Origin of the sequence: Gemmiger formicilis (assembly GCF_016901605.1) — a bacterium.
GTDB classification, from domain to species: Bacteria; Bacillota; Clostridia; order Oscillospirales; family Ruminococcaceae; genus Gemmiger; species Gemmiger formicilis_B.
Genome location: NZ_JACJKP010000055.1, coordinates 1 through 14,989 on the forward strand (window position 1 = coordinate 1; position 14,989 = coordinate 14,989).

Annotated in this window: 13 protein-coding genes; 4 read left to right on the forward strand and 9 right to left on the reverse strand. The window is 60.0% G+C overall.

Annotated elements, in window-relative coordinates:
• Nucleotides 1-116: 116 nt before the first annotated feature.
• The 4 genes from H6B10_RS06035 to H6B10_RS06050 form a co-directional block, all read right to left on the reverse strand.
• The gene (locus tag H6B10_RS06035) at nt 117-401 is read right to left on the reverse strand and encodes an acylphosphatase (RefSeq protein ID WP_204650681.1); all 285 of its coding nucleotides are present in this window, start codon (nt 399-401) and stop codon (nt 117-119) included.
• Nucleotides 398-2,980 (reverse strand): heavy metal translocating P-type ATPase, encoded by a 2,583-nt coding sequence (locus H6B10_RS06040; protein ID WP_204650682.1) that lies wholly within the window; start codon nt 2,978-2,980, stop codon nt 398-400. Before H6B10_RS06040 ends, H6B10_RS06035 begins: the two co-directional genes overlap by 4 nt.
• Nucleotides 2,981-3,106: 126 nt before the next feature.
• Nucleotides 3,107-4,027, reverse strand: a complete 921-nt coding sequence (gene gluQRS, locus H6B10_RS06045) for a tRNA glutamyl-Q(34) synthetase GluQRS (RefSeq protein WP_204650683.1) — start codon at nt 4,025-4,027, stop codon at nt 3,107-3,109.
• Complete coding sequence (locus tag H6B10_RS06050) at nt 4,024-5,322, reverse strand: M18 family aminopeptidase (RefSeq protein ID WP_204650684.1); 1,299 nt, start codon at nt 5,320-5,322, stop codon at nt 4,024-4,026. The genes gluQRS and H6B10_RS06050 overlap by 4 nt, the downstream gene beginning before the upstream one ends.
• A gap of 189 nt (nt 5,323-5,511) precedes the next feature.
• Between H6B10_RS06050 and H6B10_RS06055 the strand changes: the two genes are divergently transcribed.
• Both H6B10_RS06055 and H6B10_RS06060 read left to right on the forward strand, forming a co-directional pair.
• On the forward strand, nt 5,512-5,898 hold the full coding sequence (locus H6B10_RS06055) for a winged helix-turn-helix transcriptional regulator (RefSeq protein WP_243427281.1): 387 nt from the start codon (nt 5,512-5,514) through the stop codon (nt 5,896-5,898).
• 13 nt (nt 5,899-5,911) lie between these two features.
• Nucleotides 5,912-6,442, forward strand: a complete 531-nt coding sequence (locus H6B10_RS06060; RefSeq protein WP_204650685.1) for a hypothetical protein — start codon at nt 5,912-5,914, stop codon at nt 6,440-6,442.
• Between the two features lie 273 nt (nt 6,443-6,715).
• Here H6B10_RS06060 and H6B10_RS06065 read toward each other — a convergent pair whose 3' ends face one another.
• Nucleotides 6,716-8,431, reverse strand: a complete 1,716-nt coding sequence (locus H6B10_RS06065; RefSeq protein ID WP_204650686.1) for an ammonium transporter — start codon at nt 8,429-8,431, stop codon at nt 6,716-6,718.
• A gap of 500 nt (nt 8,432-8,931) precedes the next feature.
• Between H6B10_RS06065 and H6B10_RS06070 the strand changes: the two genes are divergently transcribed.
• Nucleotides 8,932-9,345 carry an OadG family transporter subunit gene (locus H6B10_RS06070; RefSeq protein ID WP_204650687.1) on the forward strand — a complete coding sequence of 138 codons (414 nt, stop codon included), beginning with the start codon at nt 8,932-8,934 and terminating at the stop codon, nt 9,343-9,345.
• 12 nt (nt 9,346-9,357) lie between these two features.
• Nucleotides 9,358-10,548, forward strand: a complete 1,191-nt coding sequence (locus H6B10_RS06075; RefSeq protein ID WP_204650688.1) for a sodium ion-translocating decarboxylase subunit beta — start codon at nt 9,358-9,360, stop codon at nt 10,546-10,548.
• Between the two features lie 386 nt (nt 10,549-10,934).
• Here the strand turns inward: H6B10_RS06075 and H6B10_RS06080 are convergent, their stop codons facing one another.
• The 4 genes from H6B10_RS06080 to yidD form a co-directional block, all read right to left on the reverse strand.
• A complete protein-coding gene (locus H6B10_RS06080; protein ID WP_204650689.1) occupies nt 10,935-11,876 on the reverse strand; it encodes an alpha/beta fold hydrolase in 942 nt (313 codons plus the stop codon).
• Nucleotides 11,877-12,438: 562 nt separating this feature from the next.
• The gene (jag, locus tag H6B10_RS06085; RefSeq protein WP_204650691.1) at nt 12,439-13,551 is read right to left on the reverse strand and encodes an RNA-binding cell elongation regulator Jag/EloR; all 1,113 of its coding nucleotides are present in this window, start codon (nt 13,549-13,551) and stop codon (nt 12,439-12,441) included.
• Nucleotides 13,552-13,563: 12 nt separating this feature from the next.
• The gene (locus H6B10_RS06090) at nt 13,564-14,583 is read right to left on the reverse strand and encodes a YidC/Oxa1 family membrane protein insertase (protein WP_204650693.1); all 1,020 of its coding nucleotides are present in this window, start codon (nt 14,581-14,583) and stop codon (nt 13,564-13,566) included.
• 203 nt (nt 14,584-14,786) lie between these two features.
• Nucleotides 14,787-14,989, reverse strand: a 203-nt coding sequence (yidD, locus tag H6B10_RS06095; protein ID WP_204650695.1) for a membrane protein insertion efficiency factor YidD, incomplete at its 5' end; no start/stop codon positions are given.

Here is a 14,989-nt window from a genome sequence, read left to right on the forward strand (position 1 = left end):
TTCGGGTGTGCCCGAACCCCCGTAATGGAAAATGATATATAAAAAGGCATGGTCCAAAGACCATGCCTTTTTGATCAGAGTTTCTTCGGTTCCTTCTTTGCAAAGAAGGAACAACCCTAGTCGCCGCTGCGTTCGGTAAACCCGTACTCGTGCTCTTCCAGGGGCAGATTCTGCACGGTCATGCCTTCAATGCGGCCCCAGCGGCAGGTTTTTTCAATCAGCGGCACCAGCTTGTCCAGCTGGGCAGGCTCGCCCTGGGCTTCCAGCGTAACGCTGCCATCCCAGTTGTTGGCCACCCATCCGGTCAGGCCCAGTTTTTGGGCAGCGCAGGCGGAAAAGTATCGGAACCCTACCCCCTGCACCCGGCCTTCAAACCGCCAGCGGCGGCGCACGGCGCTCATGCGTCGATGCCCGTAACCGTGTAGTCCTTCGCCTCCACGGCCTGTTTCAGGGCTTCATCGTCCACAGGGGCGGTCAGGGTCACCACCGCAGTGCCCTGTTCATGGCTGACGGCGGCGCTTTCCACACCGTCCAGGGCTTCCAGTGCCTTTTTCACGGTGGCTTCGCAGTGGGCACACATCATGCCCTCAATATGGATGGTCTTGTTCATGGCTTTACCCTCCTTTTGGGTGGTCTGCACCGGGCAGCTGACCGGGCAGGCGGCAGGTTGTGCAGGGGCCTGACGGGGCGGCGCCTTGTGTTTGGGCGGGGCATCCCGGTCGGCCTTGCGGGGATCAAAAGTATTGAGCCGCAGCGCGTTGGTGACCACACACACGCTGGAAAGACTCATGGCGGCGGAAGCGATCATGGGGTTGAGGGTAATGCCCAGCCCCGTGAACACGCCCGCAGCCAGGGGGATGCAGATGGCGTTGTAGAAGAACGCCCAGAAGAGGTTTTCGTGGATGTTGCGCACCACCGCGCGGGACAACCGCACCGCGGCGGGCACATCGGCCAGGTCGCTGCGCACCAGCACCACATCGGCGGCATCCAGGGCCACGTCGGCCCCGGCGCCAATGGCAATACCGGTTTCGGCGCGGGTCAGGGCGGGAGCATCGTTGATGCCGTCGCCCACCATGGCCACCCGGCCCTTGGCCTGCCAGCGGCGGACTTCCGCTTCCTTACCGGCGGGCAGCACCCCGGCCACCACATGGTCGGCGTCCAGCCCCACCATGGAACCGATGTGCCGGGCAGTGCCTTCGTTGTCGCCGGTGAGCAGCACCACATTCAGGCCCAGGGCCTTCATCTGGGCAATGGCCCCCGCCGAGGTCTTTTTCACCACGTCGGACACACCGATCACGCCCGCGGGGCTGCCGGCCAGAGAGAAATACAGCGGCGTAATGCCGTTTTTGCTCATTTTCTGCCCGGCTTCTTCCAGGTCGGGGGGCAGGATGCAGGTTTCGCGGATGAACTCGGCGTTGCCGCCGGCAATGACCTTGCCGGCCACCTTGCCCCGCAGCCCCTTGCCGGGCACGGCCTCAAAGCCTGCCACGGCGGTGTATTTGATCTTATCCTGTTCGACCCGCTGCAAAATGGCCCGGGCCAGGGGATGTTCGCTGCGCAGTTCCAAACCGGCGGCCATGCTCAGCAGGAATTTTTCCGGCACACGGCGGGTGCCCACCACCTGGACCACGCTGGGTTCGCCGGTGGTGATGGTGCCGGTCTTGTCCAGCAATACGGTGTCGGTGTAGCCGGTGGTTTCCAGGCTGGCGGCCGTCTTAAAGAGGATGCCGTGCTTGGCGCCCACGCCGCTGCCCACCATAATGGCCACCGGGGTGGCCAGCCCCAGGGCGCAGGGGCAGCTGATGACCAGCACCGAGATCCCCCGGGCCAGCGCATAGGGGAAGGTCTGGCCCAGCAGCAGCCAGACCAGGAAAGTCACCGCCGCAATGGCAATGACCGCGGGCACAAACACGCCGGATACTTTATCGGCGGTTTTGGCCAGGGGTGCTTTGGTGGCGGCGGCGTCCCGCACCAGCCGGATCACCTGGGAAAGGGTGGTATCCTGGCCTACCCGCTCGGCGCGGCAGGTCAGGGCGCCGTTCTGGTTGATGGTGGCGGCGCTGACAGGGGAACCGGGGAACTTGTCCACCGGCATGCTCTCGCCGGTCAGGGCGGCCTCGTTGACGCTGGACACACCCTCGGCCACCGTGCCGTCCACAGGAATGGCCTCACCGGGTTTGACCAGGAACAGGTCGCCCACTTCCACCTCGCTTACCGGCACGGTCACGGGCTGGCCGTCCCGCAGCACGGTAGCGGTCTGGGGGGCCAGTTCCATCAGGCTTTTCAGGGCGTCGGTGGTGCGGCCCTTGCTGTAGGCTTCCAGGGTTTTGCCCACCGTGATCAGGGTCAGGATCATGGCGGCGGATTCAAAGTAGAGGTCGTGGCGGTACTGCATGACCAGTTTTTCCTCCCCGGAAGCCAGCCCCGCACCGATCATGATCAGGGCGAACACGCCGTAGAGCAAGGCCGCCCCGGCGCCCAGGGATACCAGCGCATCCATGCCGGGGGCGCGGCTGCGCAGCCCCTTCCAGCCGCTGATAAAGAACGCCCGGTTGATCCAGCAGACCGGCAGGGTCAGGGCCAGCTGCAAAAGGCCGTAGACCAGCGCCCCCGGCCCGCCCCCTTCCAGGAAAGGCGGCAGCGGCAGCCCGATCATGTGCCCCATGGAAAGGTACATCAGCGGCACCAGAAAACACAGGCTGTGGATCAGGCGTTTTTTCAGGCGAGGGGTCTCGGTATCGTCCAGGGCCCCTTCCATGGTATCGTCGGCGGGGGCGGCGCCGTAGCCCGCGGCCTCCACCGCACGGCAGATGCGCTTTTGCAGCCGCGCCTGGTCCACATCGGGGGCACATTCCACCTGCATGGAATTGGTCAGCAGGCTGACCGCCACCGACTGAACGCCGGGCACCGCCGCCACGGCTTTTTCCACATGACTGGCACAAGCCGCACAGCTCATGCCGGTAATTTCATAGCGTTGCATTGTGGAGAACTCCTTTATTTTGCTGGGTTGAGACAAACCGGGAAGACGGCGCTTCCCGGTGGGAATTCGGTTTTTTCCGGCGGGGCCTTGCCCGCTGCCGGGGGCATCCTTTGCCCCTTTCCCCCATTAAAACAGGTTTTCCGGCAAAAGGATGTCATCTTTTGGCACTTTGGCCCAAGTAAAGGTCCCGGCCAGTTCCGCCGGCGTCACCGGGCGGGGCGCATCCTGCAATCCGCAGGCAAAGGCCAGTTTGCCGATGACTTCCTCGGGGGCGTATTTGGCCCGCAGGTTTTCCAGGCTCTGGTCCCCGTCCCGTTTGGAGAGCCGCCGCCCGTCGGCGGCCAGCAGCAGGGGCAGGTGGTAAAAGGCCGGGGGTGTCAGCCCCAGTTCCCGGTACAGCCACAGCTGCCGGGGGGTGCTGCTCAAAAGGTCGGCCCCCCGTACTACCTCGGTAACGCCCATCAGGGCATCATCCACCACCACGGCCAGCTGGTAGGCAAACACGCCGTCCGCCCGGCGCAGGTAAAAGTCCCCGCAGTCCCGGGCCAGATTCTCGGCATAAGGGCCCAGGTGTCCGTCGGTAAAGGCGATTTCCTCCTCCGGTACCTTCACCCGCCAGGCAGGGGCGCGGGTCCTGGATTTTTCCGCCACTTCTTCCGGCGTCAGGTTCCGGCAGGTACCGGCGTACAGTACCTGGCCGTCGCTGCGGTGGGGGGCACTGGCGGCGTGCAGCTGGCTGCGGCTGCAAAAGCAGGGGTAGACCAGCCCCCGCCGGTCCAGCATATCATAATAGTGTTGATAAATCTCCGCCCGTTCGCTCTGGTACACCGGGGGTTCCGGGCCGTCGGCGGCCAGACCCAGCCAGGCAAGGTCGTCCATGATGGCGTCGGCAAAATGCCGGGGGCACCGCTGGGTGTCCAGATCTTCGATGCGCAGCAGCACCTGCCCGCCTTTGCTTTTGGCACTCAGCCAGGCCAGCAGACAGCACAGCAGGTTGCCCAGGTGCATCCGGCCACTGGGGCTGGGGGCATACCGTCCGGTGATCATGCCAGGGTATACACGCCGTCGCCCAGGGCCCGCAGGTGGACCCGGTAGAAGGCGGCCACGGCCCGGACCATGGCGTTGGCGTCAGAAACAGCGGCGGTTTCCACCGCGGAGTGCATGGCCAGCTGGGCCAGGCCGATATCCGCCATGGGGATGGGCAGCGAATGGCTCTGCAGGTTGCCCAGGGTGCTGCCGCCCGGTTCGTCCGCCCGGTTGGTAAAGGTCTGCACCGGCACCCCGGCTTTTTCGCAGATAGCCCGGAAGATGCCGCCGCTCAGGGCGTTGGTGGTGTATTTCTGGCTGGCGTTGTATTTCAGCACCACGCCGCCGCCCAGCCGCACGGGGGCGGCGGGGTCGCTCTTGGCCGCAAAGTTGGGGTGGGCCGCATGGCCGTTGTCGGCGCTGAGCATAAAGCTGTTGGCCAGGGCCCGGTGTTCCATCTGGGCGCTGTGGGGGATGGATTCCAGAATCCGGTCCAGCACATCCCGCAAAAAGCTGCTCTGGGCGCCCTGACGGCTGGAGGAACCCACTTCCTCGTTGTCCAGCATGGCCCAGACCGGGGCGCAGGCGCTGTCGGTCTCGGCGGCGGCTTCAATAAAGCCCAGCAGGGTGGTGGCGGCACATTCCAGGTCGTCGATGCGGGGCGCCATAAAATACTGGCCGTCCGGTCCGATGACGGTGGGTGCCTGACGGGTCACCAGCTGCAGGTCCCGGTCCAGGATGTCCTCCGCTTTCACGCCCAGTTCCTCACACAGCAGGTCGGTGAGGGTGCGGCTGTCGGCGGGGCCCCACAGGGGCTGCATGTCGATCTGGGGGTTGTAGTGGTGGCCCTGGTTCACATCCCGCTGCATGTGGATGGCCAGGGAAGGGATCACCAGCAGGTCCCGGTCAAAGTGGACCAGCCGCGTTTCCACTCCGTCCTCGGTGCGCAGCAGCACCCGGCCCGCCACCGTCAGGGGACGGTCCAGCCAGCTGGACATGATCATGCCGCCGTAACCTTCCACGCTCAGGCGGCGGCAGCCGTCGTTCTGTACCGTGTCGGACTTGATCTTCCAGCCCGGGGCGTCGCTGTGGCTGGCGGTGATGCGCCAGCCGCCGATGGCATGGTCGGGGATGCGCCAGGCCACCACCGCCGAACCGTTGCGGACGATATAATATCCCTTGCCGGGTTCCAGGTTCCAGTAATCGGCCTCTTCCAGGCGGGTAAAGCCGGCCGCTTCCAGCCAGGCGGCCGCGGTGGCGGCTGCATGGTAGGGGGTCACACTCTCCTGCAAAAACTCAAACAAATCGTCGGTCATACGTCAGTTTCTCCCTCATAATTCCTGGTACGCCCTTCCGGCGTGCGCTTCTGTACTCATTCTACCGCAAACCACAGGGGCGGGCAAGTTGCAAAATGAAAAAAATCCTCTATACTTAGTATACAGGCACTGGTCGTTTTGGCAAGTACGCACTTTTTGGAAACCGTCAAAGGAGGGGGACTTCAGACCATGCATCCCAATGCAAACTGTAACTGCCGGTACGCGGACGTAGGCTGCGACAAGATGGAAGCGGTGATGGACCGCATCAGCGGCAAATGGAAGATGCGCATTTTGTTTATGGTAGGTGCTCACGGCACGCTGCGCTACAATGAGCTGCGGCGGCTGCTGGACGGCATCACCCACAAGATGCTGAGCAACCAGCTCAAAGAGCTGGCGGCTGACGGATTGATCCAGCGGATCGATCATCACGAAACACCGCCCCGGGTGGAATACCGCCTGACGCCGGACGGAGAGGACCTGATGCCGATTTTTGACGGCATCCAGGCGTATATCCGCAAGCGGATGGGCACAACGCACAAAGTTTGTGTTCCCGGGCATACTATGGTACAAAACTAAGGGGGCATCCTGTATGCGAAAGATACTGTGCTGTATACTTTGCGGGTTGCTGCTGGCGGGGTGCGCCGCAGCCCCCGCCGCCACGCCGGAAACCGCCCGGACCGGGGAGACGGCCGCCACACCGGAGGCAGGATTTTCCACAAGCGAAACCGCCACGGTGGAAAACGCAGCAGCGGCGGTAAAAACGCGGCGGCTGACGGTGGTTTTGAACGGCTGCATTGCCTATGAGGTGGACAGCGCCGGGGGCAGCCTGAAAACCGCCATTGCGGCGGCGGACCTGGTGGTATTTCTGGCGGGGGACCTGGTGCCGGAGGACCTGCCCGGCGAAACCCGGACCTGGCAGCAGGGGTTGAGCGCCGACGACCAGGCCACCATGGATGCCAACTGGCCGGGGGTTTACCGCTGTGCCCAGGATATCTGCGCGGACCCGGCCGCCCAGCAGGGCCTGCTGGACGATGCGGGGGTCACCACAGATTTTTCCACCATGGATTTGACCGACGTGCCGGAGCAACTGGATGATATGAACCAGGTGCTGACCCACTGAACCATGCCAACAGGTTCCGGGCAGAGCGTTTCCTTTTTATAAGGAAGTTTTCCACATAGAGAGGTCCTCATGTGGAAAACTTCCTGTTTTTTTCCTCTGGAAAAAGTCTGTTCCTGCAGGATGAACGCACCGGGCGGCGGTAATGCCCCGGCAGCCGTCCATTCACGGAATACCCTATGGGAATTTCTTCGGTTCCTTCTTTGTAAAGAAGGAACAAACAAAAAGGGAACGGTCCCGAAAGACCGTTCCCTTTTTTGGCTGCTTTTGCTGTGGTTATTCCACATCCTGCAAAGCCGCGTAGTCCTGCTCGCCGGTGCGGACCTTGACCACCTTCGCCACATTGTAGACGAAGATCTTGCCGTCGCCGATGTGCCCTGTGTACAGGGCTTTGGTGGCTGCTTCAATGATGGTATCCACTGGGATCTTGCTGACCACCACTTCCACCTTGACCTTGGGCAGCAGGGTGGCATCCACCACAGCGCCGCGGTACCGTTCACCGCTGCCTTTCTGGATGCCGCAGCCCATCACCTGGGTCACCGTCATGCCGGTGATGCCGACGCGGTTGAGTGCTTGCTTCAGGGCGTCGAACTTGGCCAGCTGTACGATGATGGAAACTTTATGCATACCGGAATCCAGTTCCGCAGGCAGGGGCGCTTCTTTTTGCACCTTGACCGCCGCCGCGATTTTTGCGGGGCTGGCCTTGGTGATGTCGTCCTCACCCAGATCGGTGTTCTCGTTCACTTCCAGGTCGGCATAGGTGGCGTCACTGATGGCAAAACCTGCATAAGCGCTGGTCAGGCCATGTTCGTGGATGTCCAGGCCGTCGATCTCTTCCTTTTCGGTAACGCGCAGGCCGATGGTCTTTTTGATGATGGTAAAGATGATGAACATGGAAACCAGCACCCAGACCAGCACGCTGGCCAGACCCAGCACCTGTACGCCGAAGAAGGAGAAGCCGTGACCGTAGAACACACCCTTGCTGCTGGAGAACAAACCGGTGGCCAGGGTACCCCAGGCACCGTTGACGCAGTGGACGGAAACCGCACCCACGGGGTCATCGATCTTGGCGACGTTGTCGAAAAATTCTACCGAGAATACGCAGAGCACACCGGCCACAATGCCGATGATGGCAGCACCGAAGGGGTCCACCATATCGCAGCCGGCGGTGATGGCCACCAGGCCGGCCAGCGCGCCGTTGAAAGTCAGGGACACATCGGGTTTGCCGTAGCGCACCCAGGTGGTGATCAGGGCCGCCACGGTAGCCAGGGCAGCGGCCATGTTGGTGTTGAAGCAGATCAGACCGGCCGAGATCATGGTATCGTCACCGGTCATGCTGACGGTGGAACCGCCGTTGAAACCGAACCAGCAGAACCACAGGATGAACACGCCCAACGCCATGGCGGTCAGGTTGTGGCCGGGAATGGCCCGGGCCTTGCCGTCCTTGCCGTATTTGCCAATGCGGGGGCCCAGCATCCAGGCGCCCAGGCAGGCGGTCACGCCGCCCACAAAATGTACGGCGGTAGAACCGGCAAAATCATGGAAGCCCAGCTGGCTGAGCCAGCCGCCGCCCCAGATCCAGTGGCCGGAGATGGGGTAGACGATCAGGCTGATGGCCGCCGAGTACACGCAGTAGGCGCTGAACTTGGTACGCTCGGCCATGGAACCGGAAACAATGGTGGCCGCCGTGGCGCAGAACACCGTCTGGAACACCACATACACCCACAAGGGCAGGCTGCCGAAATCGTAACTGCCCTGGATGAACGGGTCAAACCCGCCGATGAAGGCGCCGGTGCCCGCAAACATCACACCGAAGCCTACCAGCCAGAAGCAGGGCGTGCCGATACAAAAATCCATCATATTCTTCATCAGAATATTGCCGGTATTTTTGGCACGTGTCAGGCCTGCTTCGCATAGGGCAAAGCCTGCCTGCATGAAAAACACCATGAACGCCGCAACCAACGTCCAGGTTACATCCGCTGAACTGTACATACACATACCCCTTTTCTATCCTCACAAACACAAAAACGCCGGGCAGATTTCTCTGCCCGGCGCCTTTGCCGTTCGTTTCGATGGGCCTATGCTACCACACCCTGCCGCCTGGGTCAAGCGAAATTTGCCTTTCGGGGCCAATTTTTGTGCATTGCCCGTCCCCTTTGCAGGGTTTTCCACCGTTTTTGGGCAGGATGACGAAGAGAAACTTTATTTTCTTTTGTTGCAGTGCGTGCTCTCGCCTTATGCAGGCCTTTGTATTTTATTTTATTAAGTTCCGCTACCCACCCGTTTTTTGGCCCGGGCTCCTTTTTCCGGCGCCGGGTGCGGGGATGCCCCGCGGAGCGGGACGGCTTTTGTGAACCGTACAACTTTGCGGAAGGGTTGTTAATTTTTTTGTAAAAAAATCTACCAAAAAAATGCACAATGTGGTATAATACAAACAAATGTCGCTTGTACAAAATTTGCGATTGCATAACGCAAAAGGAGGAAAACCCGCTATGCCCAACGTTGCATTGCTGGCGCTGGAAGCCAGCGACGGCACCGTCGTTTTGACCAGCATTACCCTGGTCTTTGCGATGCTGATTGCCCTTTGCCTGATCATCATGATCGAGGGCAAGATTTTCGACAGTATCAACCATAAGCCTGCCAAACCGCAGGCGCCCAAGCCGCAGAAGGCCGCGCCCAAAGCGCCGCCCAAACCGGCCCCCAATCCGCAGGCTCCTGCCGCCAAGGCAGAGAACGGCGCCATCCCCGGCGAGATCATCGCCGCGATTTCGGCTGCTGTTGCCAGCGTTATGGGCGAAGGCGCTGTGATCCACGGTATCCGCCGCGTGGCAAAATCCGGCAAGGGTTCCCGCCGCGGTGCCTGGGGCGATGCGGGTGTGCGTGAGCATACCACGCCGTTTATGTAAGGAGGGCTGAAAATGGGTGCGATTTTTACCAATATTGCCGAAATTTTCGGTAACTCCGGTTGGGCACAGATCTTTTTCACCGAGGGCGGCTGGAAATACGCCGTCATGCTGGCAGTAGCCTGTGTGCTGCTGTACCTGGCCATCGTCAAGCAGTTCGAACCGCTGCTGCTGCTGCCCATCGGCTTCGGCATGCTGATGACCAACCTGCCCCTGGACGGCATTTTCCACATTGAGATTTTCCTCAACGAGACCAACCACATCAACTGGGAGATGCTGGGCAACTCCGGCGGCATGGTGGACTATATTTACTTAGGCGTCAAGCTGGGCATTTATCCCCCGCTGATCTTCCTGGGCATCGGTACCATGACCGACTTCACCCCGTTGATTGCCCGTCCCTCCAGCCTGCTGCTGGGCGCTGCGGCCCAGCTGGGTATCTTCTTCACCTTTGTCGGCGCCAAGATCCTGGGCTTTACCAACCAGGAAGCTTCCTCCATCGGCATCATCGGCGGTGCCGACGGCCCCACGGCCATCTTTGTTACCACCCGTCTGGCTCCTCACCTGCTGGGTTCCATTGCGGTGGCTGCCTACTGTTACATGGCGTTGGTGCCGGTGATCCAGCCGCCCATCATGCGGTTCCTGACTACCGAGAAGGAACGTCAGGTCGTCATGACCGCACCGCGGCAGGTTTCCAAGACCGAGAAGATCCTCTTCCCCATTATTGTTACGATCATTGTTTCTCTGACGCTGCCTGACGCCGCCATCCTGGTGGGCTGCCTGATGATGGGCAACCTGATGAAGGAATCCGGCGTTGTGGAACGTATTACCAAGACGGCCGGCAATGAGTTGATGAACATCATCACCATCTTCCTGGGCTTCTCCGTAGGCTGCACCACCAACGCTTCCACCTTCCTGAACCTGCAGACCGTGGAAATCATCGTTCTGGGCGTCGTGGCTTTCGGTGTTGGCACCGCCGGCGGCGTGCTCCTGGGCAAGGTCATGTGCGTGGTTACCCACGGCAAGATCAACCCGCTGATCGGTTCTGCCGGTGTTTCCGCCGTTCCCATGGCGGCCCGCGTCAGCCAGAAGGTCGGCCAGGAGTACAATCCCCGCAACTACCTGCTCATGCATGCCATGGGCCCCAACGTGGCGGGCGTTATCGGTTCTGCGGTTGCAGCCGGTATCCTGATCAACATGTTTGGTTGATTTTCCACCATCTGTTCAAAAATGTCCCGGCTGCACACGCAGCCGGGATTTTTTTGTACACACCTGTTCAATTTTACAAAATGTTCATATCAAAATCATAGTTTATTAGCAGTTATCCTGTATTGTATTAGGCACAGGGAACCGGAGCCGCAACCGGAACCCTGGAACATGATTCCTCCTCACACCAAACCGATACCCCAAAATGCCCCCGCCCGGAGCCGCAACCGGACGGGGGCGATGCTTTTGTGGTGGATGGCTTCGTTCTTTTCTTGCAAGAAAAGAACCAAAAGAACTCTAAACAAAAATCCCCGGCAGGATGTATCCTGTCGGGGATTTTTAATTGGAATTTCTTCGGTTCCTTCTTTGCAAAGAAGGAACAAAGACACTCACTTCAAAATATCGGTCAGGAAACTGACGGTAACTTCCCGCAGGGCGGCATCCATCACAGGGGTTTCGGGGTCCTCTTTGCCGGTAGGTCCAAAGTAGTTATGGTCGCCGTTCACAAAGGGTTCCAGCACCACCTGGCTGTTGGGCAGGCTTTCCACCGCAGCGATGGTTTCCGACACCGTACTTTCCAGGAAAAGGGTTTCGTGCCCCGCATAGGTCAGCAGAACCGGCAGCCCGGCTTCCCGCAAAGCGGCGTTGGGGTCACTGCTCTGCATTTCCTGCACAAACACGTCGCTGATCTCCACGTTCCATTTGGTGGCGGCCTTGCCGTTAGCCAGGGCCTCGGCGGCCACAGCCTCCACCTGGGACAAATCCTCCACGTTCAAAAAGTCCAGGCCCTGCAATCCCGTACCGTTGGCGGGGCTCCACAGGACCAGGGCATCTACCGGGTAGTTGCCCATGCTGGGGTACAGGCTGGCCAGGCGCCCGCCCATGCTGTGCCCTACCAGCACAATGGGGCCGGTGACGTTGTAGGTATCCTGCATGTAGGCAATGCAGGAATCCACATCGGCAGCCATGTTGCTCAGGGTATAGGCGGTATAGGGTTCGGTGCTTTCACCGCAGCCGGGAAAATCCATCCGCACAGTGGCAATGCCCTGTTCGGCCAGGTCCGCGGCCAGCTGGGTAAAGTGGGTATCGCCGCCCCGGTTGCCGGTAAATCCGTGGCAGAGTACCGCCAGGGGAATCTCCTCCCCGCGGGAAAGTTTGCCCGGCAATTCCACCGTGGCGGGAATCTCGCCCCGGGTACCGGGTATGGAAAAATCCCCCACCTCGGGGGTTTTCCACCATAAAAATCCCAGTACCGCGGCTGTGCACAGGGCCAGCGCTGCAATGCATCCCCACAGGATGATCATGGCCCGCCTGCGTTTGTATTGGTTCATGGTCGCCTCCTTTTTCAACTGCTCTTATCTTTCCTACAACCATTAAAACCAATTCCCGCCGGTTTGTCAATATCACCTCTTGTTCCTTCTTTGCTGTTCCTTCTTTGCAAAGAAGGAACCGAAGAAACTCCAACCATTTACCCCACGAAGAGGGATTTTTACGAACTTTGGGTGCCTCTTATTCCCTTTTGCAACGAGGGAACCGAAGAAACTCTACCTATTTGCCCCACGAAGAGGGATTTTTATAAACTTTGGGTGCCTCTTATTCTCTTTTGCAACGAGGGAACCGAAGAAACTCCAACCATTTACCCCATAAACAGGGATTTTCCCCTTTTTCTATGTCCCTTTCACTTTTGTTTTCCACAAGGTTGTGGAAAACTTTTCTGTTTTTGTAAGTTTTCCGCCTGCCGCCCGGGGAACTTTGTGAATGGGAGGGATTGCCCTTTGCCTGCAAGAAAGACCCGAGGCCCCCGAATAAAACACCCCCGCAGGGAGATTCCCTGCGGGGGTGTTTTGTTTGTGTGTTCTTTTGGTCCTTTTCTTGCAAGAAAAGGACGGGCCATCACAGTTCGATCTTGCCGAAGGCGAAGTCGTCGCCGTCATGGATGCGCTCAGTCACCTTGGGTGCCATGGGCTTGGCATCGGGGTCACGGGGACGGTCGGCAAACTCACGTTCCGGTACGCTGGAACGGGGGCCGTTGTAACGGCCTGCGCCCTCGCGGCGGGGTCCACGGTTGCCGCGTCCGCCACGGCCTTCCCGGCGCGCTCCGCGGCCGCCCTCACGGCGGTTTCCGCGTCCGCCTTCCCGGCGTCCGCCACGGGCATTGCGGGCGTTGTCGCGGTCAGGCAGGTTGCTGGCGTTGGGGTCGGTGGAATAAATCACCACGCGGCGGTTGGGGCCTTCACCCTTGCTCTCGCTGCGCACACCCTCAATGTCCGCCACGGCGGTGTGGATGATGTGCCGCTCGTAGGGGTTCATGGGCTCCATCTCGTAGTAGCAGCCGGTGCGGATCACACGGTCCGCAATGCGGCGGGCCAGAGCGGCCAGATCGTCCTCACGCTTGCCGCGGTAGCCGCCCACATCCAGGCCCAGCTTTACATAGGGGCCTTCCATCCGGTTGACCACCAGGCTGGCCAGGTAGGACAGGCTCTCCATGGTTTCGCCGCGGCGGCCGATCAGGGCGCCCATGTGGGCACCGCTGACCCGCAGAATGGTGGCTTCACCCTTTTTCAGGGCCGAGAAGGTGAATTCCTCCACGCCCATCAGTTTAAAGATGGGGGTCAGGTATTCCACCGCAGCCTGCAGGCGGGGGTCGGCGTCGATGTCCAGCGCCACTTCCTCCTCAGCGGGGGCTTCGGCGGGCTGCTCCTCCACGGGAGCGGGGGCGGCAGCTTCCTCTGCGGGAGCGGCTGCCGGGGCCTGTTCCACCGGGGCGGCGGGGACTTCGGCCTCTGCCACGGGGGCCTGGACCGGTTCCGCAGCTGCCGGGGCGGTGTCCGCAGGTTCTTCCACCTTTACACGGACCTTGGCAGGGATGGTTTTGAACAGTTTACGGGCGGGGAATTCCAGAACTTCATAGCTTACGTTGAGATCGTCACGGTCGACGCCCAATGCTTCGCAGGCAGCCTCTACAGCGGCCTCCACGGTACGGGCGCTCATTTCAATGCTGCGCATGGTGCTCCCTCCTTACTTTTGCAACGGGGTTGTCCGTTCATCCTTGTACAATTCAGCTTCACGCTGGCGCGCCAGTTCCAGGCGCAGTTTGTTGGCTTCGGTGCCGGTGACCTCTTTGGTAACGGTCTGGCCGTTTTCCTCAATGGTCATGGTCTTTTTCTTTTTCTTCTCGGCACGTTTGGCGGCCAGTTCGGCCTCATACTGTGCCTTGAACTTTTCGGGGCTGTAGATCTTGTAGGTCACAAAGCTCTGTCCGATCTGGAACAGGTTGGACACACCGTAGTACAGAGAGAAACCGACGGGGGCATTGAAGCAGAAGGACACGAACATCAGGTTCATGACCCACATCATGATTTTCATGCTGCCCTGCATCTGGGAGCCCATGCCGGAAAGCTTCTGGGTGAATACGTAGCTGAGGATCATGGTCACGGCGGCGATGACCGGGAAGATGGCGATGGGGGTGATGTTGAAACCGGGGATATCGCACATATCCATGCCGAAGAAGGTGGTGTTGAAATTCTGGATTTCCGCAACCACATCGGCGGGGATGATGTCCGGGCTGATGACCGCACCGTTATGGATAGCCTGGATCAGGGACGTCTGCATGGTGGTGGCGTTGACGGTAGCCAGGCCCAGGGATTCGCAGGCGGCCTTGACGGCTGCATCGGACACACCGAAGATGTAATGTACAGGGTAGTACACCACGCCCAGGAAGCCGAACAGCACCAGCATGGTCAGCAGCATGGGCAGACAGCCGGCCATGGGGTTAAAGCCATGTTCCTGCTGCAGCTTCATCATTTCTTCCTGCTGCTTCTGGGGGTTGTTTTTGTACTTTTGCTGGATCTCGTTCATCAGCGGCTGGAACACCGACATCTTGGCGGTGGATTTCTGCTGGTGGATAGCCAGCGGGAACAACAGCAGCTTGAGGATCAGGGTGGCAACGATCATGGTTGCCGCGTAGTTGCCGATGAGGTTGTACAGAACCTTCACCAGCGGGCCAATCAGGATGGCCAGGAAGTAGAGAAATTGCATAGCTTGTCCATTCTGCCCCGGCTGCGCCCGGAAGCGTTTATTTTAACGTAGGTCTTTGCCGCGCAGCGCAAAGACATGAGAGGCGAAAGAAACAGGGTGTTCCTTCTTTGCAAAGAAGGAACCGAAGAAACTCTTAACAAGAAACAATTATAAAAGATATTGGTCAAAAAGCGGCATCTTCCGGATAGCGCGAACCTCCCGCTTCACCCTCTGGTAAGTTTTCTTTTTTCATTGACCCAACGTCCCTTTTCCGGGACCGGGTCAAACCCGAACTTGCACAAGGGATTACACCGCAAAAGCCGCCAGACCGTTAAAATCAGACCCTTGACCAGACCGTGGACGGCCAGGGCCTGCATGGCGTATTCGCTGCAGGTGGGCACAAACCGGCAATGGTGGCCCAGGTGCG